The following is a 25,841-nucleotide window of genomic DNA, read 5'->3' as shown; positions in this document are numbered from 1 at the left end:
GATTACTCGTAACTCAAGGCAAAGGTAAGGGATGCATCAAAGGCGCCCAGGCCGAGGGTGCGCTTGGCCAAGGCCTCGGGCTCGCCTTGCAGGTAGGCATTGAAGCTGACCAGGTTGTCGCCGCTGGCAAGCACCTTCATGGGGTGAGTCTTGTTCAGCGGCAAGGCGTCGCCGCTGGTGCTTTCCAGGCCCACCAGCAGGCCGCGGACCGTGGCGCTCTGTAGCATCAACAGCCCGGGCAGCTCGGTACTTTCGGCGCTGCTGCTGAAGGTGATGCTGACCATCCGCTTGCCGACTTCCAGGTCGCAGTTGCGCAGGTGCAAATTGATCGGGCGCCCGCGTGTTCTGCCGTTCAGGTAGAGGTCCTTGTCGATGACTGTAGTGAAGTCCAACTCCATGTTCTCGTCCTCCACCGCCAGCACGCAGGGTTCATCCACCAGGACGCCGGAGAAGTGCAGGTTGTCCTCTGCTGCCTGCGCCGCGGACCACCAAACGGCGGTAGCGACCCAAACGCTGAGGGTAATGGCCCATTTGCTCATAGAGGTTCCTTAGTAGAGTTCGGCCATCAATAACGCCGAAGCGGTGAATTCGATGCTGCGCAACGCCGCGCCGGCGAGTTTCACCGGCACGGCTTCCAGCGCCGGCAGCGCCGCGGTGTTGAAGTCAATGTCCCTGGGTTCGCCGGGAATCAGCGCAGTGCCACCGAGCAATACCTTGATACCCAGGTCAAGCTCCGAGGTCTTCAGGGCGGTGGGATCGAAATGGGCGTACGCCCCTTTGAGGGTAAGGCGCATATGCCAGGTGACAGGCGCGTTGCTGGCACCGGGGCATTCGATCTGGTAAGGAATTGCCTGGCGATAGCGTTCGCCATCAATCCGGCTGATCGCGATATTGCCTTTGAAACGCACCTCCAGTCGTCCGCCCTGATCGCTGACCTGGCACACCGGAGGCGCCAGCAAGGTTCCGGAAAATTGCAGGTTGTCTGCGCCCAGACACGGCAGCGCCAAGGTCGCCACGCACAGGGTTGCCAGCCAACGATCAAACTGTCTCATCGGTAGTCCACCATCAAGGTTGCGCCTGCGCTGAAACTGCCGGCCTTGACTTCACCAGCGTTGCTCTTGACCAGCACGGCCTGCAGCAGCGGCTGCTTGTCGGTATCGAAGTCGCTCCAGGTATTGATCGCCAGCGGCGTGCCGTCTTTCTTGAGGGCGATCCCCAGGTTGTCAAACCCTTGCACCTGCAGTGACGCGGGATCGAACCCTGCGCTGTTACCGCGAACTTGCATCTGTAGCTCACGGGACGCCGACCGCGCGCAATCGAGCGTGTAGTTCAAGGTGATGGTTTTGTAATGACCGTCGATAGCGGCGATCAGCACGTCGCCAAAAGCGGCCGTAATGGGTTTGTTGTCATTGATCACGCAGGGGATCGCGGCATACACGACACCCTTGATCGTCACCACCTTCGGTTCAACGGCCTGTACAGACCCTGCACAGGTGAGCAGCGTGGCCAGAAGAAACCTGCGCATACGCGTCATGCTGCAATCCTCAGTCATACGCCAGGTTCACATTCAGGCTGGCGTGGAAGCTGCCCGGGCGCAAAGGCGCTGCCGTGCGTTGCGGGCGGATGTAATATGTCAGGTGGTTGTCGCCCGGCGAGACGAACCAGGTCGGGGCTTCACGCCCCAGATGCACGTCGTTGCCCTGTACATCGAGCAGGCGCAGACCGAAACCTTCTGCGCCGCTGACCTTGATCAGCTCGGGGCTGTCGGCGTCGGCCACGGCGCTGAAGGTCAGCGTGGCGACGGGTTCGATCGCGCTCCACACCAGCACACCATGAGCTTGGTCCTGTCGACCGCCTTCGCTGCGTACGCACCCCTGCAACTTGAGTTGCAGCGCCAGCGCGGTGCCCTGGTCGCCGACGTGTGCCAGCCGGGCCGTGCTCAAATCGCCCATCTGCAAGGTCTGATAGGCCGAGGCAGGGTCCAGGTAACAAGCGCTTTCAAGCAAGGTTCCGGCGACTTGGAATTCGGCGGTCTGCGCGAGCTCACCCGTGGCTTGCGCAAGGGTTGAGGCGCCATACAGAAAGATGCCGAGGCAACTGCGGAGTGCAAACATCATCGTTTCCCCTCACTTGAGGACGTCATGGCTTGAGGTCAGCGTTTACTGCTGACGGGCTTGGCGGTGCAGGTGTGCGCGTCGCAACTGAACTGCAGTTGCGGCCGGCCGCCATAGTCGTTGACGTAGGTCAGCACGGGTTGGTCGCCCAGTGTTTTGGCGCCTACTCCCAGGTCGGCCTGGGACTTGGGGGCGATCATCAACGGCTTGAAGTCGGCAGGGCTGGCCGATTCCAATGATTGAGTGGCGTCGATCAGCGTGACGAAGTACGGCGTGGGGTTATTCGCCAGATAGCGGTCGCCTTGGCGAGTGAGGGTCAGCGCTTCCTGCCAGGGCGTCTGGTTCGCCCCGGTCTTTGCGGCAATGGCCGCAGGCCGATAGAACAGCTTTACCCGTGTTTGCAACGCGATCTGCAATGTGTTGGGTTTATCGCTGCGCGGGGGGATTTCGCGCAGGTTGAAATAGAACAGCGATTCGCGATCCTGGGCCAGCAGGCTCAGCTCGGGCAGGCCCTGGATTTTGATCTGGCTGGTGGCGCCGGCTTCCAGGCGTTGAATGGGCGGCAGTACCACCAGCGGGCTGGTGATTTTTTCGGCTTTTTCATTTTCCACCCACGCCTGGGCCAGGTAGGGCAGTTGGGCATTCTGGTTACTGATACCCAGGCTGACCGACTTTTCACTGCCGATGAAAATCACGCGGGTGCGATCCAGCGATACAGCGGCCTGGCTCAAAGGCGCCGCGCACGCACTCAACAAGGTGAGCAGGGGCAGGGTGTTGCGTTTAAAACGGGTCATACGTAGGTGTACCTGTGCAATGGGTTAAACGGCGGTGTCGTCCGCTGCGGGGATGGGCTGGCAGAACAGCTCCAGTTGTTTGTCAGGTGAAACGACCTGTTCGGGCAGGGTGAATGTGCAGTGCGCGCTGCCATCCCAATGCAGCGACATGCGTTCGCCCGGCTTCATTCCGCTCAAATAGGTCGCTCCGTCTTCACCCACGATTCCGGTGGCCTGGCCCAGATGGTTCTGCGCGTTGGCACCGAACGGCGGGGCGCTACGGTCGGCCATGCGAATCACGACCATGGCCTTGCCGCCGGCAATTACATCGAAGCGGCGATAGCCGATGGCGCCTTCCGTCAGGGTCGCCTGGGTAGTTGATTGGGTGGCTTCGACATCGTCCGGCAGGTTGTCCAGTTCAATGCTGGCGTAGTTGCGGTAGTAACTGTTGACGTCGGTGATCACCGCTTTGCCAAACCGGTTTGTACGGGTTGTGCCGCCGTTGCCGCGCACCGGTACGTCCGCCACGCCTTGGGTATCCACCAGCAACCGAGTGCCGCCCATTACGCTGCTGCGGTGCAAGGCTGCGCCTTGCCCTGTCACGGTCGCGCCACCTTGCAGCGACAGTCCGGCCGAGGTGTATTCAGCAGTCTGATAGCTGGCGCTGGCCACCACTTGCGCCTGGTCACCGTCATGGGCGATAAAGCCGCTGGCCGTCTCGCCACTTGAGGCCTTGCCGGCACTGAGCATGTAGTGGTTGCGCTCATCGAGCCGGTCGTAATAGCTCACACTGTGGGTGCTTTCTCCGCGATTGACTGACGAGCTGTAGCTGATCGATCCGGTGCTGTCCCACGGAATACTGATCGACAGGTAGGCGCCGTCATCCGATGTGCCGTTGGCCTGGTTCTGGTAGGCGGTCAACGACAGGCTGAGGTTTTTCAAGCGGCCCACATCGAAGTAGCGCGACAGCGACAGGCTGTAGCGATCGCTGGCCCGGCTGTTCCAGTAGGTCTGGTGGTTGTAGTTCAAATAAAGGCTCAGGTCCGATTCGCGAAACTGTTTGCTCAGGCTTGCGGTATACAGCTCCTTGCTTTGGTTCAGCGGTAGGGCGCCACGCTGGTTTTCGATGAATTCATTCATGCTCATGTAATTCTTTTCCGAGAACCGATAACCGGCGAACGTCACCTGACTGTCGTACTCATCGAAGCGCTTGGAGTAACTGGCGCGGTAAGACTTGCCGCTCAAGGTGTCTTGGCCCGGCAATGTGGCTCTGGATTGGGTGACGTCCACTGACAGCGCGCCGAACTGCATCAGGTCGCGGCCTACGCCGACGGCCAGGGAGCCATAGTCCTTGGCGCCAAGCCCGCCGCCATACAGCGACCAGCCATTGCTCACGCCCCAGGAGAACTCGCCAGTGGCGAACGCGGGCCCATCGCGCTGGTGGTCCCAGTCCGAAGGTTTGCCAGCGGCCAGCTTGTAGCGCACCGTACCGGGACGCGTCAGGTAGGGGATGCTCGCTGTGTCGATCTGAAACTCTTGCACGCTGCCGTCCTGTTCTTCGACGCGTACGTCCAACTGGCCACTGACCGCGTTGTTGAGGTCTTGGATACGAAAGGCGCCCTGGGGTACCTGGGTGTCGTAGAGCACGCGCCCCTGTTGGCGAATCACCACCCGTGCATTGCTGCGTGCCACTCCCGTGACCTCCGGGGCGTAACCTCTGAGGTTAGGGGGCAGCATGTTGTCGTTGCTGCTCAGGTTGGCGCCGGTATAGCGAAAGCTGCCGAACAGGTTTGAGTCCAGATAGTCCTCGCCCAGCATCAGGTTCGAGCGCAACGAGGGCATGGCCCGCAACGCATAGAAACGGCTCCAGGCAAACTGTTGCTGTGAAGGTTGGTCGCCACTGCGTTGCAACTGGGTCTGCCAGTCGCCACGCAGACGCCAGGCTCCCAGGTTGACCCCAGCAGTACCGTTGCCGCTGAGGTTGTCATTGCGTCCTCTGCCACGCCGCTGTTGGGTGGTCTGGGCGTTGAAGTTGTAATCGAACAGCATTCCGGAAACGCCTTCGTCCCAGCGTGAAGGTGGATCCCAGTCGGGCGCGGTGTATTCCAGTTGGTCCTGGGGAATGCTCAGGTACAGGCCAGAGCTGCTCAGGTCAGCGCGTGCCTGCATACCCGTCACGCTGCTGAGGTCTAGGCATGCACCGTCGTGCCACCATGCCAGGGTGTCGAGGACGTGTTGTTTTAAACCCAGTTGGTCGATCAGCGTCGTCGACAGGCAAGCCAGGCTGCTCTTGGGGTCATCCGGCGCAGGTAGAAAAGTGATGGGGAACTCCACCAACGTATCGCGATTGACGTGTACCAGCAGGTTGTACTCGCCAGGCATGATGAAATTGGCCGAGGCAAATACGCCCAGGTCCAGGTTCTGGCGGTCCTTGAGGTCCAATACATCCGTATTGAATTGGAATTCTTCGGCCGCACTTGCCCACGCCGCAGCGCAGCACAATGCAGTGGCAGCCAGTACCTTTGCGTGATCCACGTGACTAAATCCTTGAGCGACACGGCGTAATGCGTATCTGCAGTTCAGAAGTGCTGAATGCTCAGCTTGATCGTGGCGTGATAGTCGCCCGCTTCCAGTGTCTGTCCGCTTCCGACAAGAGTCAGTGAGTAGCTCAGCACCAGCAGGTCGCTGGAGACGAGGCTGTGCTCAAGTAACATGCCGGGGGACACTAACCTGCCTTGTGTGTCCTTTATCTGCAGTGCAACGCCATGGGCGCTGCCTTGCATGCCGAAATATTGGCCTTGACCCTCTCCTTCGAAGGTCAGCTTGAAGCGCTTTGAACTATCGGAATTGCGCTGCGTTGTTGAACTAATGCAATCACTGATATAGAGGCTCAGGGATTGTTGGGCCGCAGGGCTCCTGTCTATCAATCGATTGAGCGCCGTGGGTTTAAAGTTGACCGTCTGACTGTCGCTGCCCATATATAAAGTGCAGGCGCTGTCAACAATGCTGCCCGTCAATTGCACCCGGCCCTTGAGCGCACTGTTGGCCGCAGGTTCGGTAGCACAGGCGGGTTGCCCCAAGGCATAAAGCATCACCCACACAGCGGTTGAGCGCGTCATCCAAACCTCCGCAAGCAACCCCGGCGTACGCCGGGGTGCCTGAGTGACGATGCCTGTTATTGGTAATCGAGGGTGAAGTTGGCGAAGGTCTCGAAGCTGCCTGGAACAACCGTTGCTGCAACCGCTTCGCCGCCGCCTGCAGGGGTGCTCATGTCACCTTGCAGATAAGCATTGAACAGCAGGTAGTTATTGCCATCGGCCAATGTCTGAGCGGGCGACTCGCTGCCCAGATCAAGCAATTCGCCGGTGTGGTCGGCGATGGCCAGGCTGGCGCCTTTAGCGCTGCCTTTAAGGGCGAGCAACTTGGGGTTGGCGGCAGGCGAACCGGTGAACTTGGCGGTCGCGGACTTCAGCGTGCCCATGTCGCAGCCCAGCAGCTCAATCTTGAAGGGGGTCAGTTGGGATTTGCCGCCGTTTCTCAGTGCGACGTTGGCAATCTGATCCATCTCAACCGTTTGGTACTGCGAATTTTGGGCAATAGAGCAGGGGGCGTCGATAATCGAGCCTTTGAAGGTGATGGTGCCGTGCCCCTTGTCTGCCGCCATACTCACAGCTGAAGTCGCTGCAAGGGTGATTGCCATGATTGCACCAGCCAACGTACTAACTTTCATTTTCTTACTCCTGGTTAGGTGTTGAAATCCGGGAAGTGGATTCAACGCAACTCTCTGTAAAGCTCTGGCATCTGTGTGCCGTTGAGCTGGAGCGAGTCTAGGAGTGAGAGGGGTAAAAGTGAGTGGGACGTTGCCTATGTACCCATCAGACGTTTCCTACGTTGGTGGTGTGTATCAGGAGGTCAAGGCATTGCGCTTGGCAAATTCAGCCAGGTCCACCAGGGAGCTGGCCCCCAGCTTTTGCAACAAGCGGGTTTTATAAGTGCTGATGGTTTTGTTACTGAGGAACAGCATGTCGCTGATCTGTTTATTTGAATAACCCTGCGCCAGGTATTGCAGTACCGTGACTTCCCGATCAGTCAATGAGTGTATCTGCTCACGTTCAGTCAATTGCTCTGCCGAGTTCACGCTGTCATAAGTCAGTGCCGGGAAAAAGTTATAACCGGCATCAACGGCCTTGATGGCTGTCACCAAGCTGGACAGATCTTCTTCCTTATTGACGAAACCGCGAGCGCCCAGCTGGATGCAGCGCCGGCAGGCTGAGTCGGCCGGCTGAGATGTCAGTATCAATATCTCGCTGCGTACGTTCAGCGCCTTGATGCGAGTAATCACGCTGAAACCATCAAGGTTAGGGATACCAATATCAAGAATTACCACTTGAGGCGTGAGTTCCCGAACCAGTCGGACGGCATCGAGCCCATTATCTGCTTCTCCTACCACGCGCATCCCATGCTTTTCCAACACTACTTTTACGGCAAGCCGAATCACCGGATGATCGTCGACTACAAGGACACTGTGCATAGTTTAAATTGACCTTCAGCGCGCATTATGACGAGGCAATATAAGCGGATTAATAAGGGTTAATACTATTTACAGGATAGAGCAGGACTGTCTAACCGGATAGCGCGGCTTCAGAAATTTCTCTTTTGATGTAGGAAATTTCTCATGGATGCGTCGGCAAGGCTTTCGCACACTGGGCCTCCCTCTTGTGTGTAGAACTGTGATGCAAGATTTGATTGTGCTGGTGCTGGAGGACGAGCCCTTCCAGCGCCTGGTGACTGTGACTGCCTTGGAAAAAAACCTGGCCATGCCAGTTCTTCAAGCGGCGGATGGCGCCGAAGCCGTGGCTATCCTGGCTGCCAGCACTCATGTGGATATTCTTCTTTGCGATCTGAAAATGTCAGGAATGGATGGGCTGGCCTTCCTGCGTCATGCCAGCAACAGCGCAAAGGTACGTGCAGTCGTGTTGTGCAGCGAGCTTGACGCGGTACTACGCCAGACCGCGATATCAATGATTCATTGTCTGGGCCTGACTTTGCTTGGCGACCTGGGCAAACCCTTCAACCTGGTGGACTTCAGTCAGCTGGTCAAACGCTACCGTGCGCTGGGCAACGTTGCGCCCAGGCCGTTGGAATCCACGGAGTTAGCGAGTTTTGCTGATATACAGCGCGCCCTCAACAACGGCGAGTTTGAGGCCTATTACCAGCCAAAAGTGACGCTGGAGGGCCAGAAATTAGTCGGCGCGGAAGTGCTGGCACGCTGGGCGCATCCTCAGTGGGGCGTATTGGCTCCCGCACATTTTTTGCCGGTAATGGAAACGCATGGCTTGATCGAACAGATGTTCTGGCACCTGTTCGAACAAGGTCTCTCGCTGCGTCAGCGCTTGGCATCGCAGGGCGTGGCGATTGAATTGGCGTTCAACCTGCATCCTGCTCAACTGGCGTGCCGCAAGTTGACCGAAAAAATCACCGAGCTACTCAAGCGATATCAGGTAGCAGCGTCCAGTGTGATGTTTGAGATTACCGAGTCCGGCTTGATCCGCGTACCCGCCAGCAGCCTGGAAAACCTGGCACGCCTGCGTATGCTCGGATGTGGCCTGGCGATGGATGATTTCGGCGCCGGCTATTCGTCACTGGGGCGGCTCAGTGATCTGCCATTCAATCAGATCAAGCTTGATCGCGCTTTTGTGCTTCAGATGCAAAATCGGCCTCGAAACGCTGCGATCATCAGTTGCGCGGTCGCCCTGGCAAAGGCGCTGGATATGTCGCTGGTCATCGAAGGGGTCGAAACCGCCGAGCAACAGGCGTGCCTGATCGAGTTGGGAGCCAGCGTCGCACAAGGCTTTCTGTTTGCTCGACCGATGCCCGAGCGTCATTTCATCACATACTGCGTGCACCAGGTCGCTTCTGAGAGATCGACCTTGGCGGATGGCTGAAGGAACGCACCCGCTTTGAACTATCATTGTGCCCACTCTCTTCGCTAGACATCCCTAGTGCGTGTGCAGAAGGACCTGCCAACGTTTCCCTGTGTCCCTCCCACTTTCGGTCCTGATCTTCCATGCGTTTACGTTCTTCCTGGTTGCCCTTGTGTCTGTTGCTGATCAGCACCCAAGTGGTGGCGGTTTCGCTGCCTCTGGCGCCGCAGGTGCTGTCCAGCCAGCTGCGCATCGATCGCCACGACATCGCAATTACAACCGAGGACTGGCACTGGTTAAGGCATAAGGCTGAGCTTCGGTTAGGGATTTCACCCGATGAATCGGAACCCTTTTCCGTCAATGCAGAAGATCACCAATACGAAGGTATCAGTGCCGATGTGACGGCCTTGGTGGCTCAATTGTTGGGCGTAAAGGTCAAGATTGTACCTTTCGCCAGCGCCACGGAAGCCGAGCAGGCATTACAGGCCGGCAGTGTGGATATGGTCAGCAGGCATGGGGCGTTGTCACCGAGCGAGAACCTGATCCTCAGCGTGCCTTATGCTCGGGATCGGCTTGCGCTGTTCAAGCGCAGCGCCGAGCCGCGATATTCGCCGACGGACCTGGAGGGCTTGCGCGTGGCTGTGACTGAGGAGCATAGCGGCGACCTGATGAAGCGTTTTCCGCGTGCGGACTTCAGGGTCTACAGTGACCATGACAAAGCGATTGCCGCTGCAGCTTTTGGGCAAGCCGATGTCTACCTCGACGATTTGTACAGTGCCTATTACCGCATCAACCGCGCGTTTTACGGCTTCGTACGCTATGAGCGCTTTATCGACCTGCCCGTCGGTGGCTATAGCTATGCCATGCGTGTGGACAACACACAGCTACAACGCTTGCTCAACGTTGCAATCAAGGCCATTGGCGAAGACCAATTAATCAACTTGGCCAAACGCTGGGTCGGTAACAGCTTTATACCCAGTGAAGAACCTATCGACCTTACCTCAGAACAGCGGCGCTGGATCGAACGTCATCCAGTGGCGCGGCTCGTGATTAACGATGATCTGGCACCCGGAGCATACTTCGACGCCAACGGAGTTTTTTCAGGCGGGGTGGCAGATCTGCTGGAAGTCATCACGCTCAGCACGGGCCTGAATTTTCAGGTGGTGGTGCACAGTGGTGGGTACCCGCAGATCATCCAGGCGCTACAGAAGGGTGAGGCCGAACTGGCGCTCATGACGGCAAGCCCCGAGCGTGAGGAGTACTTGCGCTTTTCCAGACCGCTGGTGGGCGGTCCTTTCGTATTGCTGAGCAACCTGGACCAGCAAGGCAAATTGGGTAACCTGGTCGACAAGCGCGTCACCATTCCCTCCGGTCATGTGGCGCTGACGCAACTGCGCAAGCATTACCCTGAAGCGATCGTGATCGAGGCGGGTGGTTCGCTGGATGCCATGAACATGGTTTATCAAGGCAAGGCCGATGCGGCAGTCGTGTCACTGCCTGCCGCACGTTATTACATAGAGCGCCTGTTCCGAGAGAAGCTGGCCATCAATCAGGCGCTGGACGTCGGGCCGGCCAATCTCAATTTTGCCCTGCGCCGTAGCGATGCCGAGCTGCAGTCGATTATCGACAAAGTCCTGCAGAGTATTTCGCCGGACGAGTTCAACGCTATCTCAAACCGCTGGCGTTCTCCGCCCGGTATGAGCGGGCAGACATGGGTCGATTATGAGCGGGTGATCAGCGAAGTGGTTGCCGGTGCGGCGCTTCTGCTATTGCTCTCGTTGATCTGGGTGTTCTATTTGCGTCGACAGATCCGCGCCAGGCTCAAGGCCGAACGCATGCTCAACGATCAGTTGCAATTTGTGGAAACCCTGACTGACTGCATGCCGCCAGCGCTCTACGTGCGAGATATCAATGGGCGCATGGTGTCATGCAACCGCAGTTATCTGAACAGTACGGGGTTGAGTGCAGAGCAGGTGTTGAACAAAACCGTCAGCGAACTGCCCAGTGAGTCCTTCGAATCTACACCGGACCTTCACCGCTACTACCTGCAAGCGATGAATGAGGGCCAGTCTCACGAGTCGGTGCATGCCGTTGTGCTGCAAGGCCGCGAAGTCTGGATCAATCACTGGGTACAACCGTTCCAGGATTCCCAGGGCGTCACCAAAGGCATTATCTGTGGCTGGATGGATATTACCGAACACCGCCAGTTAGTGGAGCAATTGCAGGAGGCCAAGAACCTGGCCGATGACGCCAGTCGGGCCAAGACCCATTTCCTGGCGACCATGAGCCATGAAATTCGCACGCCCATGAACGCGGTGATCGGCATTCTTGAGCTTGCCCTCAAGCGTGCCGACAGCGAACCCATCAACCGTGCCAATATCGAAATCGCTCACGTTTCCGCCAAAAGCCTGTTGGAGCTGATAGGCGATATTCTTGATATCGCACGTATCGAATCCGGGCGCCTGAGCCTTTCGCCCAAGCGCTCCAACCTGCGTGAGTTGGTAGAGTCAGTTGCACGCGTATTTGAAGGGTTGGCGCGCCAGAAACGCCTGAATCTGCTGCTCGACATTGAGTCGAGCATCAGTTGCGACGTGCTGGTTGACGCCCTGCGGTTCAAGCAAATCCTGTCTAACCTGGTGAGCAACGCCATCAAGTTCACCGAAGAAGGCACGATCAAAGTCAGCATCGCGGGTGCATTGAGCGACGATAACCTGCTCAACGTCAGCCTTCGGGTCGAGGACACCGGCGTGGGTATCAGTGCTGCCGATCAGGCGCGGCTGTTCCGCCCGTTTGTCCAGGCGCAGCGCAATGTGCAAAGCGGTGAAGGTACCGGCCTTGGCCTGGTGATCTGCCGTTCGCTGTGCGAAATGATGGGCGGGTGGGTCGGCATGAGCAGTGAGCTTGGCCGTGGCACCTGCGTGAATGTCGAGCTGCGTCTGCAGGTATTGGAACGTATCAACGCCCCTCGACTGGCCACGATTGCGCAACCGCAGCACCGCTATCGCCTGCAGGTATTGGTAGTGGACGATCATCAGGTCAATCGGCAGGTGCTACGCCAGCAACTGGCCTTTCTCGGCCATGATGTCATCGAGGCGGCCGATGGCGAGTCAGCGCTGGCGCTGTGGCGTGAGCAGGCGTTCGATGTGGTCATCACTGACTGCCACATGCCTGGCATGAGCGGCGTGGCCTTGACTCAGGCGATTCGCCAAATCGAGACCGAACAAACGATTGAAGCCACCGTCATCATTGGCCTCACGGCCGATGCCCAGCCCGAAGAAATCGAGCTAGGCATTCAGGCGGGTATGAACGAGTGCCTGATCAAACCCATTGGCCTGGACGAACTTGACGCGCGGTTGATTGCCTACCAGCACAGCCACGCGTGCGAAGTGGATGCCCCTCTGCCAGTGGTAGAGCGCTTGATCGCGGTGTCTGAGGAGGCACGTCTGCTTGATCTTGGCCCGCTGGAGTTGTTGATCAGCAGCGAGCCGGTGAAGTTTCGGCAGATTCTCAATGAATTGATCAACAACAATCGCAAGGATCGGCAGCGACTGGGTGCGTTATTACAGGCGGCTGATACCGACAGGCTTGTCGAGTTGGCCCATCGGATCAAAGGTGCTGCCCGAGTCGTCAAAGGTGAACAGTTGGTGCAGCGGTGTCGGGCGCTGGAGGTGGCCTGTGCTGATCCTCAGGTCTCGGTTATTGCCCTTGAAGCGAGCGTGGCTGGGGTTGAACGCGCCATAGATGATCTTGAGCAGGCGCTGTTAAGTGTTCAACAGGATTAACCACGGGGCAGCCTTTTATCGTTGCGATAAGCCCATGCAGATTTTCTGGCTCTTTCTAGGAGCGTTCCTAAATACGCCGGCTGAAGGTCTGCCGATAATTCGCACATCCCCACTTATGTGTGCTCTGCCATGTCCTTCCTACCTATTCGTGTTCTGGTCATCGAAGAACACCCGTTCAAGCGGCTTGTTGCCACCCAGGTGTTCCGAGAGGTCGGGTGTGAAGAGGTGGCCGCCGTTGCCGATGTCGCGGCGGCCGTTGAGTTGCTCGAGCGTACCGGGCCTGTCGATATCGCTTTGTGCAACTTGAAGGACGAGGGCGCACACGGCTTGAGGGCCATCGAAGTGCTCGGCCGTGGCCACTTGGCTAAAGCGCTCATTATGTTCAGCGCCCATGGCACGGACCTGCACGATGCAATTGATCGCATGGCAGGCCTGTTGGGCATCAGTGTATTGGGTTATGTGGACTTCCCGGTGCCAGCAAGCGCCATTGCGCCTATGCTCAGCCGCTACCTGGAAAGGATTGGGGCGCCGACAAAGCAGGCGCGCCGAAGCAGCCGGTCTGGGTTCTTGAGCAAGGCGTGCGTGGCTGGGGGTTTTTCAAGGCATGAGTTCAAGGCGTTTTTCCAGCCCAAGTTCAATTTGAGCACGGGGCAGGTGCGCGGTTTTGAAGTGCTGGCGCGTTGGCAACATCCACAATACGGCCTGTTGTATCCGGCAGATTTTTTGCCGCTGCTCGCTCAAGTTGGCGCGTTGGATGAACTGTTCTTCGCGCTGTTGCAACAAGGCCTTGAGTTCTTGCAGCAGTTGGCAGAGCAGGAGCAGTTCCTATCGCTGGCGTTTAACCTGGAGTCCGACCAGCTCGGTCATGGCTTATTACTGCCGCGTCTTTGCGACTCACTCCAATCCCACGCCATTGCTGCGTGTCGTCTGACGTTTGAAATCACTGAATGCGGCCTGCTGGAAGTTTCTCCCGCCGTGCTCGACACCCTGATACGACTGCGCATGATGGGCGCCGGCCTGTCGATTGATGACTTCGGCACCGGCTATTCCTCGCTGGAGCGCCTGTGCCAGTTGCCGTTTACCGAAATCAAACTGGACGCCGCATTTACCCGCGACCTTCAAAGCAGTGCGCGCAACCGTGCCGTGGTCAGTAGCACATTGGCACTGGGCGAGGCACTGGGCATGCGAGTGGTGGTGGAGGGCGTCGAGAACGAAAACCAGCGCCAGGGATTACTGAAGCTGGGATGCAACGAGGCCCAGGGCTATCTCTGTGCTCGTCCCATGAACGCTGCGCGCGCGTTGGCCTGGCTGGCGATCCAGTTGAACTCGCGCAGCAATATTTGATGTCAATCAGGAGGGCTTTTATGTCCAATCCACGTTTGCGGATCGCGTTGGTAGATAGCGATGCCACCCGGCGAATGAGTATTGAAAAAGACCTTGGCCATTTGGGATACCACCGCGTTGTGCCTGTCGATTCCCTCAAGGTGTTGATTACGTTATTGGATAACGCAAGAGATGTATTTGATCTGTTGGTGATCAATGAAGAAACCGTGCACGCGGCGGGCGCACAGTTTAAGCAAATGCTTGAGGAGTACGCGTGTGTCAGGCATTCATTGATTTATCAGGGCGTGACCCTGCAAGCGTTTCCCGATAATCCAGTCACGGCGCAACGCTGCGGCTTTATTGCCTCCGGTGTTCCGGACCGATCGATTCTGGCGCGCGTCATGAACCGGGTGGATGTGCAAATAAAACAGCGCTCGGGTAGACCGTTGCTGGAATCCAATTAATCCTGGTGTGAGCTATTGCACGCTTTTCGCGGGGCCCGCCACCGCCTCAGTTGGCGACGATGGCAGTCAGCTAATCACCCGCTACGAGCGCGACCACGCCGGGCGCCTCGTAAGAAAAACCCTGCCCGACAGCAACGTTGTCGACTACGCCTACGACCGCCAAGGCAACCTCCTCAGCGTCGAAGACGGCCACTGGGCGCTGGCCTACGAGTACGACCGCCAAAACCGCCTCACCGCCGAACACCAAGGCTGGGGCACCCTGCGTTACGGCTACGACGCCTGCAGTCAACTGAAAAACCTGTGCCTGCCAGACAACAACCGCGTCACTTTCAACCACGACAAAGGCGGCCACCTCGCCACCGTCGAACTCAATGGAGAAGTGCTCACCTCACATCTCTTCAAAAGCGGCCGCGAACACCAGCGCCAGCAAGGCCAACTGCTCAGCCACTACCACTACGACGACCAACACCGCCTGCACGCCCACGCGGTCACTCAGCAACAGAACCACCTCTACCAACGCCAATACGACTACGACAAAGCCGGCAACCTCACCCGCCTGCTCGACACCCGCAAAGGCGAACACCTTTACCGTTACGACCCGCTAAACCGACTGACCCGCGCCGACCACTCCCAAGACATACAGGAACGCTTCGGCCACAACCCCGCCGGCAACCTGCTGATGCAAGACCGCCCCGGCCCGGACATCGTCGCGGCCAACCGCCTGATAATCCAAGGCGACCGCCACTACGACTACGACGCCTTCGGCAACCTCATCCGCGAACGGCGCGGCAAAGGCCAGCAACTCATCACCGAATACCGCTACGACTGCCAGCATCGGCTGATCGGCATCACCCAACCCAACGGCCAAACCGCCCGCTATCGCTACGACCCATTTGGGCGCCGCATCAGCAAAACCGTCGACGGCAAGACCACCGAATTTTTCTGGCAAGGCGACAAGCTGATTGCCGAGCACCATGCAGAGCGCCATCGCAGCTACCTCTACGAACCCGACAGCTTCCGCCCACTGACGCTACTGGAAGGCTTCGGCCCACAGGCCACAACGCCCTACCACTACCAACTCGACCACCTCGGCACCCCGCAGGAACTGACCAGCCCCGAAGGCGACATCGTCTGGTCCGCCCACTACCGCGCCTACGGCCAGATCGCCCGGCTCGACGTGGGCAAAATCGACAATCCGCTACGGTTTCAAGGGCAGTATTTCGATGCGGAAAGCGGCCTGCACTACAACCGCCATCGCTACTACAATCCGGATATTGGCCGTTACCTGACACCGGATCCGGTGAAGTTGGCGGGGGGGATCAATGGATATCGGTATGTGCCCAATCCTACGGGGTGGGTGGATCCGCTGGGACTGAACAGATGCCCAGGTACGGTAGGATGCGAACCATCCTTAGGCGCTGAAGATCCTTCAACTCCCGCATCAAGTAAGAAATCAGAACCCAACCTTCCGACTCCTCATAATGACGAAGAGTATCTTTTTCGCGGAGACAAAACCCCTCCAAACGAGGTCTTCAAAAATGGCTTTAAAAGCAAAGGTGATAGCGAAGATTTGTACCTACACGCCATTGACAGTAATGACCCTCCCAGCAACTTCATAAGCACATCGCCATCACGGGCAGTCGGGATCACTTTTGCTACCAGCTACGGAGATAAAAAGGGCTACTTGTATACACTTAAGAGTATTGAGGGGCATGATATAAATACAGAACTAGGCAAGCAGGCGCCATACCCGAAGGAGCTAGAATTCGCTATCCATAACAAAATCGACACAGAGGATATATTAGGCGCCACCCCAGTAAAGTCTGATGGAACTTACGTTGGATATTCCATACCAAATCCCAACAGGAAATAAAATGAAAACTAAGAATATAAAGGTAATAATCAAAAACGAGCACAAGGAGGTCACCGTCAAATATGACCCAAGGAAGCTCATCATGACATTTTCAGAGGCCGACAACTTTAAAAAAGTCTATGAAGGGCATGACTTATATATTTGCTTCGCAAAAATCAGAGCAGACTTCCCGCATATAACTTTTTTATGCAAAGGGGCAAAAATAAACGTTAAACCATCAAGAATGGCTTCTCAGATGAGCGCGGGGCTCGTCGCATACGAAATGACTTTAGGTCAGCAAGCTACCAACGACGACATAGTCCATTTGTTTGACTACGAAGAGGAGAACCTAACAAACGACCCACAGGAACAAATTGATTTCTTCAGGAAATGGTTGGTGTCACTAGGTGCGCAAGATTACGAAAAATTTAACTAAGTTACGAGTGCTCCTACCCCTATGATAAGCCCGCTCACCACAGGGGAGAAACGATGTCCTTAAATCCCCGCCAACGCCAAATCCATCGCAAAATACGTAAATATCAAATCCGCCCCCGCTCGCTTGATCGACCCCAACGTCTCGCGCACTACCCGGTCCTCATCAATCGCCCCAGCCTGTGCGCCGAACTTGATCATCGCGTACTCACCGCTCACCTGGTACGCCGCCACCGGCAGGCGCGAGGCTTCGCGGATGTCGCGGATGATGTCGAGGTAGGCACCGGCTGGCTTGACCATCAGCGCGTCGGCGCCTTCCTGTTCGTCCAGCAGCGATTCGCGCACGGCTTCGCGGCGGTTCATCGGGTTCATCTGGTAGCTTTTGCGGTCGCCCTTGAGCGCGCTGCCGCCGGCTTCGCGGAAGGGGCCGTAGAGGGCCGAGGCGAATTTGGTGGAGTAGGCCATGATCGGGATGTGGGTGAAGCCGGCGTCATCCAGGGCGCGGCGGATGGCCTGGACCTGGCCGTCCATCGCGGCTGACGGGGCGATGACATCAGCACCCGCACGGGCGGCGGCCACGGCTTGTTTGCCGAGGTTGACCAGGGTCGCGTCGTTGTCGACATGGGCGCCGTGCATCACGCCGCAGTGGCCGTGGTCGGTGTATTCGCAGAAGCAGGTGTCGGACATCACGATCATTTCCGGCACGGCGTCCTTGATGATCGAGGACATGCGCGAAACCAGGCCGCGTTCTTTCCAGGTGTCGCTGCCGCTGGCGTCGAGGTGGTGGGACACGCCGAAGGTCATCACCGACTTGATGCCGGCGCGGGCGTAACGCTCGATCTCACCGGCGAGTTTTTTTTCGGGGATGCGCAACACACCCGGCATGCTGGTGATGGGCACGAAGTCGTCGATTTCTTCTTCGACAAAAATCGGCAGTACCAGGTCGTTGAGGGTGAATTCGCTTTCCTGGAACAGGCCACGCAGCTCCGGGGAGCGGCGCAGGCGACGTGGGCGGGCTTGGGGGAACTGGCTGGTCATGGCAATCCTGAAAAATGGCTGAACACTTTGGGGCGAAAGCTTATGCCCCCAAGTCCTGGCAACACAAACGCCGAGGGGCCAATAGTGTATTGCCAGGCGCGTAACAATTCATTGATCTACAGCTGTAGACGCCCCTCGATGCACAACGCCACCGCGCCGCCCACCCAGATTTCATCGCCCTGGCGCTCGATGTAAATACGCCCCGCTCGCCCTATCGCCGTGCCTTGGCTGACCACGTAACGGTTGGGCGCCAGGCCTTCAGCAAGGAGCCATTGGGCCACGCCGGCATTCAAGCTGCCGGTGGCCGGGTCTTCGGCGGCGCCATCGCCAGCGACAAAAGCGCGCACTTCAAATTGCGCGTCCACCACGTCACGGGTGGGGTCGCAGGGGGCGATCACCCCTACGGCCAGACCTTGCAGTTGCGAATAGTCCGGTTGCAACGCAAGCACCGCGTCACGCTCAGCCAACATCACCGCCAGCCAACCCGCACCATTGTCGACCCACTGGCTGCGCAAGATAGCCTCGGGCGCCAGGCCCAATGCCAGGCGCACGCGCTCCAGCAACGGTGCCTCCACCGTGCCGGCACGCAGCAACGGCGGCGCGATAAACGCCAGTTCACTGCCCTGACGGCGAATACGCACCAGGCCGATTTCACACTCCTGGATAATCTCCTCCCCGCGTGGCACGCCGCCAGCCTGCAACCAGGCGTGGCAACTGCCCAAGGTCGGATGCCCCGCGAACGGCAGCTCCTTGAGGGTGGTGAAGATTCTTACCCGATAGTCAGCACGTGGGTCGCGCGGAGTCAGTAAAAACGTGGTTTCGCTGAGGTTGGTCCAATTGGCAAAGTCCGCCATCTGCTGGTCGGTGAAGCTATCGGCCCCCAGCACCACGGCCAAGGGGTTGCCTTTGAGCGGTACGCTGCTGAAGACATCCAGCTGTTTAAAATCGAAAGTCGGCATGCTTCAGCTCGGAATGTTCAGGCCACGGATCACCGCTGGACGTGCGACAAAGCCGTCCAACGCGCGCAGTACGTTAGGGAAATCGGTGATGCCCACCAGCTCACCGGACTCATAGAACCCGATCAGGTTGCGAACCCACGGAAAGGTCGCAATGTCGGCGATGCTGTACTCATCGCCCATGATCCAGGTGCGGCCCAGCAGGCGCTTTTCCAGCACGCCCAGCAAGCGTCGGGACTCGGCGGCGTAGCGGTCACGCGGGCGCTTGTCTTCATACGCCTTGCCGGCGAATTTGTTGAAGAACCCCAGTTGGCCAAACATCGGGCCAATGCCGCCCATCTGGAACATCAACCACTGCAGGGTTTCATAGCGGGTGGCCGGGTCTTCGGAGAGCAACTGGCTGGTTTTTTCCGCCAGGTAAATAAGGATCGCGCCGGATTCGAACAGCGCCAGCGGCTGCCCGCTCGGGCCGTTGGGGTCGATGATCGCGGGGATCTTGTTGTTGGGGTTCAGGGACAGGAACTCGGGAGACAACTGATCCTGGGTGTCGAAGCTGACCTTGTGCGCCTCATAAGGTAGGCCCAGCTCTTCGAGCATGATCGACACCTTGACGCCGTTGGGCGTGGGCAACGAATACAGCTGCAGGCGTTCCGGGTGCTGGGCGGGCCATTTGCTGTTGATCGGGAAAGCGGCGAGTGCGTTCATCGAGAACCCCCTGGACGGAAAGCCCCCATGATAGTCATCTGCCTGCCATCGTGCATGGGTCATCGTTGCGCAACATTTGCCGGATAGAATCCCGCGTGGGCGAACCAAAGCGCCCGAATGCACTCTTAAAGAGCGCCCGAACAATGAAAGGAGGCGCTTTGCTCTATCGACAGGGAACACCGCAGGACGCTGATGCGTCACTGGGGCCGGGCTTGTCCGCCTTAACCCGACGCACGAAGACTCGAACCTATCATGAAGATCAAGCCTCTGCGCCTTGTGCCACGACTCAAACGTTATTCCTACATGGTGTTGCCGCTGCTGCTGGTCAGCGCCGCCATCGTCACCGCCCTTGACGCCCGTGAAAGCCGTGCGCAACCGGTCGATGGCGTGCAAACCCTGGTATTCCTGCGCCATGGCGAAAAGCCGGCCGGTGGCCTGGGCCAACTCAATTGCCAGGGCCTGAACCGCGCCATGAACCTGGCGACCCTGTTGCCGGAAAAGTTCGGCAAAGCCAACTATGTGTTCGCTGCCAACCCGACGCGTAACGTCGAGGAAGGCGAACTGGATAACTCCTACAGCTACATTCGCCCCTTGATCACCATCAGCCCCAGCGCGATCAAGCTCGGCCTGCCGGTGAACATCGATTTTTCAGCGAATGACACCAGCGCCCTGGCCGAAGAACTGGTCGAGGACAAGTACCGCAACGCGACGATCTATACGGCTTGGTCCCATGGTTACTTGCCGGAACTGATCAACAAAGTCGCCAGCGAAGCGGCCGGTGAAAAACACACCATTACCGATGATTGGTCTGGCAATGACTACGACTCCTTGTATGTGCTGACACTGACCTGGCACAACGGCAAGGCTTCACTGCTCAGCCGCAACTATAAGCAAGGGCTGAATAACGGGGGGGAAAACTGCCCGGACCCGACCCAGGTCAGCGCAGATATCTGAAGCTTGGGCCGCAGGGGCGTATGATGCCGGGCTATCGACTCACCTGCGGATCATCTCCATGTCCAACCTCGCTTCCACCCAGCCCAACCGCGGCTGGGCATTCTGGTGCAAACCTGCGCTGTTTCTCCTGGTGGCCTGCATCGGCCTCTACTATGTGAAGTGGTCGCCCTACTACCTAAAGGCGTTTGTAGCGGCCGACAACCACAGCATTGGCGCCTCGATTCTCAATGACCAGCAAAGCTCGCCCCTGGCGGCAGCGCTGGCCTATGCCCAGGTATATTTCCTGGCCATCTGGAAAGCCGCCGTACTGGCGGTGATCCTCGGCTCGTTACTGCAAGTGTTGATCCCCCGCGACTGGCTGCTGCGCCTGTTTGGCCGTGCCGGGCTGGCCTCGACCCTGCGCGGTGGGCTGTTCGCCCTGCCGGGAATGATGTGCAGCTGCTGCGCGGCACCGGTGGCGGCGGGCATGCGCCGCCAGCAGGTGTCGGTCGGCGCGGCGCTGGCGTTCTGGATTGCCAACCCGGTATTGAACCCGGCCACCCTGGTGTTCATGGGCTTTGTGCTGGGCTGGGGTTTCACCGCGTTGCGGCTGGTGGCGGGGATTGTGCTGGTGGTGGGCGTGTCCTTGGTGGCACAACGTATTGCGCGCCCGGACCAGGTGCCGGAAGCCGCGCTGGAGGCGGTGGCCGACGTCAGCACGGTGGAGTCGCAACCGTTCCTGAGCCGCTGGTTGCGCACCCTGTGGCAGCTGTTCTGGAGCACTATCCCGGTGTATATCCTGGCGGTGCTGATCCTCGGCGCGGCGCGGGTATGGCTGTTCCCCCATGTGGACGGGGCGATGGCCGACAGCCTGGTGTGGCTGGTGCCGCTGGCGATTGTGGGCACGCTGTTTGTGATTCCGACAGCGGCAGAGATTCCCATCGTACAAACCATGATGGCCCTGGGCATGGGCACCGGCCCGGCCGTGGCCTTGCTGATGACCCTGCCGAGCGTGAGCCTGCCGTCGCTGTTGATGCTGCGCAAGGATTTCGATGCGCGGGTGCTGGTGACGGTGGCCGGGTTGACCATGCTGGTGGGGGTGGTGTGTGGGTTGATTGGGGCGGTGATTCTTTAGATTTTCAGTGGGGCTGATGGCCTCATCGCAGGCAAGCCAGCTCCCACCTTTGTATGTATTCACACTTCAAAAGGTGGGAGCTGGCTTGCCTGCGATGGCGCCCCAAAGGTCACCCCACCCGAGCTGCCCGCTCACGCAAATACTCCACCACCGCCCCCTGCTCCCCGGCAAACTCGATACGCGCGCCCTTGCTCTCGCGCTGGAACGCATACATCGGGTCGTAATACTCCCGCAGCAAGCCTTCAATCCATACCCGGTGCAGATCCACTGCGCCGCTGAGTGCCTGTTCAGCCAGGGCATCCTGTAACACCGCCTGCAACCGCTGGAAACGCTCGCCCCCCAGCCGCTTGTGAATATTGGCCAGGCTCTGGGTCAGGCGCTCGGCGAACAACCCCTGGCCGGCGTCACCAAACACGTCAATGAACTCGGCACACAGGTCGACGACGTAATCCTTCAGGATGCGCTCCACACGGCCTTCGACACTGTCTTGCAGCCACACCATGGGAAAGGTCTGCATGCCCTTGTGCAGCGGCAATGGCAGCGCACAACTGCCGATCATGCGGCTCTCGTCCTCGACCACAAACTGCTCGATACCACCTGCGCGCTTCTTCAGCACATCCACGGCCAGGCGGTTTTCAAAGTCGATATTGGAGGGTTGCGCCGTGGCGCGCTTGCCGAAGCTGGAGCCGCGATGGTTGGCGTGGCCTTCCAGGTCCAGGGCATTGCGCAGTTGGCCGAGCACTTCGGTCTTGCCGGTACCGGTCATGCCGCCCAGCAGTACGAAATCACACTGGGCGGTCGCCTGCTCCAGGGTCTCCAGCAGGAAGGTGCGCATGGCCTTGTAGCCACCGCCGACGCGGGGGTACTCGATGCCCGCTTCGGTTTTCAACCATTGCTGCACGATCTGCGAACGCAGGCCGCCCCGAAAGCAGTACAGGTAACCCTCGGGATGGGCCTGGGCAAACTGCGCCCACTGTTCGATGCGCTCGGCCTTGATTGCCCCGGACACCAGTTCATGCCCCAGTACGATTGCCGCTTGCTGGCCTTGCTGCTTGTAACAGGTGCCAACCCGCTGGCGCTCATCGTCGGTCATCAGCGGCAGGTTGATCACCCCGGGGAACGCGCCCTTGGTGAACTCGACCGGCGCGCGGGTATCCATCATCGGGCGGTCATTGAGGAAAATGTCGCGGTAATCGGTGATGTCCGTCGCCATCAAATCACCTCAACCGCGTTGGTCTGTCGCTCCAGCAGTTCACCGATAGGCTCAAGGGCCAGGCCCAGCTCGGCGGCCACGGCGTGGAACTCGGCATCACCTTCCGGGGTAACGGCGATCAGCAGGCCACCGCTGGTTTGCGGGTCGCACAGCACGCGCTTGTGCAGCTCCTGCACGCGCCCCAGCTTGCTGGCGTAGCTTTCAAAGTTGCGCAAGGTGCCACCGGGCACACAGCCCTGGTCCAGGTAATACTCAACCCCTGGCAGGCGCGGAACCTTTGCATACTCGATACGGGCCGTCAGGCCACTGCCATCGGCCATTTCCACCAGGTGGCCGAGCAGGCCGAAACCGGTGACATCGGTCATGGCCGTCACACCGGCCAACTTGCCGAAACGGCTGCCCGGCTTGTTGAGGGTGCACATCCAGTCACGCGCCAGGCCGATATCCGCCTCGCGCAGCTTGCCCTTCTTCTCGGCGGTGGTGAGGATGCCGATGCCCAGGGGCTTGGTCAGGTACAGGCGGCAACCGGCGGTGGCCGTGTCGTTACGCTTCATATGGCGCTTTTGCACGATGCCGGTCACGGCCAGGCCGAAGATCGGCTCCGGCGCGTCGATGGAATGCCCGCCCGCAAGCGGAATGCCAGCGGCATCGCACACGGCCCGACCGCCGCGAATCACTTCGCGGGCAATCTCCGGCGCCAGCACATTGACCGGCCAGCCGAGAATGGCGATAGCCATCAAGGGGTCGCCGCCCATGGCGTAGATGTCGCTGATGGCATTGGTGGCGGCAATGCGGCCGAAGTCGAACGGGTCGTCGACAATCGGCATGAAAAAGTCCGTGGTGGACACCACGCCGCGCTCGTCGTCGATGGCGTACACCGCCGCATCGTCGCGTGAGGCATTGCCCACCCACAGGTTGGGGTCGAGGTTCTGTGCTCCGCTGCCCGCAAGGATCACTTCCAGCACCTGGGGCGAAATCTTGCAACCGCAACCCGCACCGTGGCTGTACTGGGTAAGGCGAATCGGCTCGTTCATGGGGGACCTCAAGCTATCAAGTGGGCCGATTCTAGCAGACAGCAAAAGGCCGGCTGGGCTCTTGTGAGCACAGCCGGCCTGTTTGTTCAGCGGTTACTGGCGCGCAGCGAGCAAACGTGCGTGCCGGTTACGCCGGGCAATGTTCAAGCATTCGATCGCTGCCGAGAAGGCCATGGCCGCATACACGTAGCCTTTTGGCACGTGGGCGCCGAAGCCTTCGGCGATCAGCGTCATGCCGATCATGATCAAGAAGCCCAGGGCCAGCATCACCACGGTCGGATTGTCGTTGATGAACTTGGCCAACGGTTCAGCGGCCACCAGCATCACGATCACCGAGACCACCACGGCGATGATCATGATCGGCAAGTGCTCGGTCATGCCCACGGCGGTGATGATGCTGTCGATGGAAAACACCAGGTCGAGCATCAGGATCTGACCGATGGCAGCGGCAAAGCCGATGGTCACGGTGTTGCTGACGGTGGCCTTCTCTTCAGGCTCCGGGTCCATGCTGTGATGGATCTCGGTAGTTGCCTTCCACACCAGGAACAGGCCGCCGGCGATCAGGATCATGTCCTTCCACGAGAACGCCTGGCCGAACACTTCGAACACCGGCGTCGTCAATTGCACGATGAACGCGATGGTGCTCAACAGGCCCAGGCGCAAGATCAACGCCATGCTGATACCAATGCGCCGCGCCTTGGCCCGGTGCTTCTCTGGCAATTTGTTGGTGAGGATCGAGATAAAGATCAGGTTATCGATGCCCAGCACGATTTCCATGACGATCAAGGTCGCCAGTGCGACCCAGGCGGTGGGGCTGGCGGCCAGTTGTAAAAGGTAATCCATAGGTCAGTCCTGACGTGGTAGTGCTGGGAAATTAGGTTTCTTTGGTGTCGGATTCAGCGTCGTTTTCGGCATCTTTTTCCTGCTTCTCAGGGCTGATCAAGCCCTGGGTTGCTTCACTCAATGCCTGCTCGGCGGCCTTGTGGGTGTCGTCGATGGCCTGCTTGGCCGACTCGGTGGCTTTGCCCAACACTTGCTGCGCACTTTTCTCGACTTGATCACAACCGCTGACCACTATCAATGAAAGCGCAAGCAACGACGCCGTGCCCAGGGAATTGAGTTTCATGATGTATTCCTCGTTAGAACCATTGGGTCCAAGTAGTGGCCCCGCGATAGCGAGGCATTCTATGCAGGCAAACAGTTCAGGAAAATTCGTATTTTTCTCGCGTATACTTCGGTTTTTGCGAAGTGTAGACCGCCATGCTCAATTATCGACAGTTGCATTACTTCTGGGTGGTGGCCAAGACCGGCAGCATCGTGCGCGCCTGCGAGCAGTTGAACCTTACGCCGCAAACCATCAGCGGGCAGATCAGCCTGTTGGAGCAGACCTACGGTATTGCCCTGTTTCAGCGGGTCGGTCGCCAGCTTGAACTGACCGAAGCCGGGCGCCAGGCGCTGCCCTACGCCGAGCAGATGTTCCAGACCGGCAATGAACTGGAGGCGATGCTGCGCGCCCAGCCTGACGAGCAGCAGATCCCGTTCCGGGTCGGGGTGGCGGATGTGGTGCCCAAATCCATCGTGTACCGGTTGATCGCGCCGACCATGGAGTTGAGCGAACCGATCCGCATCACCTGCCGTGAAGACAAACTCGAACGTTTACTGGCCGACCTGGCGATCCAGCGCCTGGACCTGGTGATTTCCGACAGCCCCATGCCCACACACTTGGACATCAAGGGCTACAGCCAGAAGCTGGGAGAGTGCGGCATCAGTTTTTTCGCCACCCAGGCGTTGGCTGACCAGCATGGCGGCGTTTTCCCACAGTGTTTGCAGGGTGCACCGCTGTTGATTCCGGGGGCAGAGACCGTGGTGCGCAGCCGTTTGCAGCGCTGGTTTGCCGAACAGCAGATTCAGCCGCGCATCATCGGCGAGTTCGACGACAGCGCCTTGATGCAGGCGTTCGGGCAATCGGGCAGCGGGATCTTTATCGCGCCCAGCGTGATCGCCGATGAGGTGGTGCGCCAATATGGCGTGGCGCTGATCGGCCAGACCGATGCAGTGACCGAGTCGTTCTATGCGATCTCGGTGGAGCGTAAGGTCAAGCACCCCGGCATTGTGGCGATTACCGAAGGTGCCCGGCGGGAGTTGTTTACCGCCCTACCCTGA

Annotated in this window: 24 protein-coding genes and 1 pseudogene; 9 read left to right on the top strand and 16 right to left on the bottom strand. The window is 58.8% G+C overall.

The genetic code is table 11. The features are described from left to right. Positions 1-2: 2 nt before the first annotated feature. The 9 genes from HU731_RS26050 to HU731_RS26010 all read right to left on the bottom strand — a co-directional run bounded on the left by HU731_RS26050 (position 3) and on the right by HU731_RS26010 (position 7,418). Positions 3-539, bottom strand: a complete 537-nt coding sequence (locus HU731_RS26050) for a fimbrial protein (protein ID WP_094775090.1) — start codon at positions 537-539, stop codon at positions 3-5. Between the two features lie 9 nt (positions 540-548). Beyond that, positions 549-1,052 carry a fimbrial protein gene (locus tag HU731_RS26045; protein ID WP_094775091.1) on the bottom strand — a complete coding sequence of 168 codons (504 nt, stop codon included), beginning with the start codon at positions 1,050-1,052 and terminating at the stop codon, positions 549-551. Next, entirely contained in the window at positions 1,049-1,534 is a 486-nt protein-coding gene (locus HU731_RS26040; protein WP_164692263.1) for a fimbrial protein, read from the bottom strand. Before HU731_RS26040 ends, HU731_RS26045 begins: the two co-directional genes overlap by 4 nt. Positions 1,535-1,544: 10 nt before the next feature. Continuing rightward, positions 1,545-2,117, bottom strand: coding sequence for a fimbrial protein (locus HU731_RS26035; RefSeq protein WP_186606304.1), 573 nt, complete (start codon positions 2,115-2,117; stop codon positions 1,545-1,547). A 35-nt stretch (positions 2,118-2,152) separates the two neighbouring features. After that, complete coding sequence (locus tag HU731_RS26030) at positions 2,153-2,908, bottom strand: fimbria/pilus periplasmic chaperone (RefSeq protein WP_186606305.1); 756 nt, start codon at positions 2,906-2,908, stop codon at positions 2,153-2,155. A 24-nt stretch (positions 2,909-2,932) separates the two neighbouring features. Next, positions 2,933-5,422, bottom strand: coding sequence for an outer membrane usher protein (locus tag HU731_RS26025; RefSeq protein WP_186606306.1), 2,490 nt, complete (start codon positions 5,420-5,422; stop codon positions 2,933-2,935). 44 nt (positions 5,423-5,466) lie between these two features. After that, positions 5,467-6,006, bottom strand: coding sequence for a fimbrial protein (locus HU731_RS26020; RefSeq protein WP_186606307.1), 540 nt, complete (start codon positions 6,004-6,006; stop codon positions 5,467-5,469). A 56-nt stretch (positions 6,007-6,062) separates the two neighbouring features. After that, entirely contained in the window at positions 6,063-6,617 is a 555-nt protein-coding gene (locus tag HU731_RS26015; protein WP_082628774.1) for a fimbrial protein, read from the bottom strand. A 174-nt stretch (positions 6,618-6,791) separates the two neighbouring features. Beyond that, entirely contained in the window at positions 6,792-7,418 is a 627-nt protein-coding gene (locus tag HU731_RS26010; RefSeq protein WP_057710092.1) for a response regulator transcription factor, read from the bottom strand. Between the two features lie 202 nt (positions 7,419-7,620). On the opposite strand from HU731_RS26010, the gene HU731_RS26005 reads away from it, so the two are divergent. The 6 genes and pseudogenes from HU731_RS26005 to HU731_RS25980 all read left to right on the top strand — a co-directional run bounded on the left by HU731_RS26005 (position 7,621) and on the right by HU731_RS25980 (position 16,668). Beyond that, positions 7,621-8,832: an EAL domain-containing response regulator gene (locus tag HU731_RS26005; protein WP_186606308.1), complete on the top strand. Its 1,212-nt coding sequence runs from the start codon at positions 7,621-7,623 to the stop codon at positions 8,830-8,832. A gap of 122 nt (positions 8,833-8,954) precedes the next feature. After that, entirely contained in the window at positions 8,955-12,593 is a 3,639-nt protein-coding gene (locus tag HU731_RS26000; RefSeq protein ID WP_186606309.1) for a transporter substrate-binding domain-containing protein, read from the top strand. 129 nt (positions 12,594-12,722) lie between these two features. Continuing rightward, a complete protein-coding gene (locus HU731_RS25995) occupies positions 12,723-13,937 on the top strand; it encodes an EAL domain-containing response regulator (protein ID WP_186606310.1) in 1,215 nt (404 codons plus the stop codon). 20 nt (positions 13,938-13,957) lie between these two features. After that, positions 13,958-14,380, top strand: a complete 423-nt coding sequence (locus HU731_RS25990; protein ID WP_044273265.1) for an ANTAR domain-containing protein — start codon at positions 13,958-13,960, stop codon at positions 14,378-14,380. A gap of 52 nt (positions 14,381-14,432) precedes the next feature. After that, positions 14,433-16,253: pseudogene (locus tag HU731_RS25985) on the top strand (RHS repeat domain-containing protein); the annotation flags it as partial. 1 nt (position 16,254) lies between these two features. Beyond that, complete coding sequence (locus HU731_RS25980) at positions 16,255-16,668, top strand: hypothetical protein (protein WP_186609482.1); 414 nt, start codon at positions 16,255-16,257, stop codon at positions 16,666-16,668. 59 nt (positions 16,669-16,727) lie between these two features. Here the strand turns inward: HU731_RS25980 and hemB are convergent, their stop codons facing one another. The 3 genes from hemB to HU731_RS25965 all read right to left on the bottom strand — a co-directional run bounded on the left by hemB (position 16,728) and on the right by HU731_RS25965 (position 19,363). Further along, the gene (gene hemB, locus HU731_RS25975) at positions 16,728-17,702 is read right to left on the bottom strand and encodes a porphobilinogen synthase (protein ID WP_016977356.1); all 975 of its coding nucleotides are present in this window, start codon (positions 17,700-17,702) and stop codon (positions 16,728-16,730) included. Positions 17,703-17,818: 116 nt separating this feature from the next. Then, entirely contained in the window at positions 17,819-18,661 is an 843-nt protein-coding gene (locus HU731_RS25970) for a PhzF family protein (protein ID WP_186609483.1), read from the bottom strand. A gap of 3 nt (positions 18,662-18,664) precedes the next feature. After that, positions 18,665-19,363, bottom strand: a complete 699-nt coding sequence (locus HU731_RS25965) for a glutathione S-transferase N-terminal domain-containing protein (RefSeq protein WP_098952059.1) — start codon at positions 19,361-19,363, stop codon at positions 18,665-18,667. 252 nt (positions 19,364-19,615) lie between these two features. Between HU731_RS25965 and HU731_RS25960 the strand changes: the two genes are divergently transcribed. Then, positions 19,616-20,317 (top strand): histidine phosphatase family protein, encoded by a 702-nt coding sequence (locus HU731_RS25960; RefSeq protein WP_186609484.1) that lies wholly within the window; start codon positions 19,616-19,618, stop codon positions 20,315-20,317. A gap of 58 nt (positions 20,318-20,375) precedes the next feature. Then, complete coding sequence (locus HU731_RS25955) at positions 20,376-21,431, top strand: permease (RefSeq protein WP_186609485.1); 1,056 nt, start codon at positions 20,376-20,378, stop codon at positions 21,429-21,431. A 109-nt stretch (positions 21,432-21,540) separates the two neighbouring features. Here HU731_RS25955 and mnmH read toward each other — a convergent pair whose 3' ends face one another. The 4 genes from mnmH to HU731_RS25935 all read right to left on the bottom strand — a co-directional run bounded on the left by mnmH (position 21,541) and on the right by HU731_RS25935 (position 24,804). Beyond that, on the bottom strand, positions 21,541-22,644 hold the full coding sequence (gene mnmH / locus HU731_RS25950; protein WP_186609486.1) for a tRNA 2-selenouridine(34) synthase MnmH: 1,104 nt from the start codon (positions 22,642-22,644) through the stop codon (positions 21,541-21,543). Beyond that, complete coding sequence (gene selD / locus HU731_RS25945) at positions 22,644-23,678, bottom strand: selenide, water dikinase SelD (RefSeq protein WP_186609487.1); 1,035 nt, start codon at positions 23,676-23,678, stop codon at positions 22,644-22,646. Before selD ends, mnmH begins: the two co-directional genes overlap by 1 nt. Positions 23,679-23,771: 93 nt before the next feature. Next, positions 23,772-24,521: a TerC family protein gene (locus HU731_RS25940; RefSeq protein WP_014717958.1), complete on the bottom strand. Its 750-nt coding sequence runs from the start codon at positions 24,519-24,521 to the stop codon at positions 23,772-23,774. Between the two features lie 31 nt (positions 24,522-24,552). Continuing rightward, complete coding sequence (locus HU731_RS25935) at positions 24,553-24,804, bottom strand: hypothetical protein (protein WP_186609488.1); 252 nt, start codon at positions 24,802-24,804, stop codon at positions 24,553-24,555. A 134-nt stretch (positions 24,805-24,938) separates the two neighbouring features. Here HU731_RS25935 and nhaR point away from each other — a divergent pair, with 134 nt between their 5' ends. Further along, entirely contained in the window at positions 24,939-25,841 is a 903-nt protein-coding gene (gene nhaR / locus HU731_RS25930; protein WP_186609489.1) for a transcriptional activator NhaR, read from the top strand.

The organism is Pseudomonas salmasensis, from assembly GCF_014268375.2.
In the GTDB taxonomy this organism is placed as follows: domain Bacteria; phylum Pseudomonadota; class Gammaproteobacteria; order Pseudomonadales; family Pseudomonadaceae; genus Aquipseudomonas; species Aquipseudomonas salmasensis.
The sequence above is the reverse complement of the archived record's forward strand: the minus strand, read 5'-3'. Positions and strand labels throughout refer to the sequence as shown.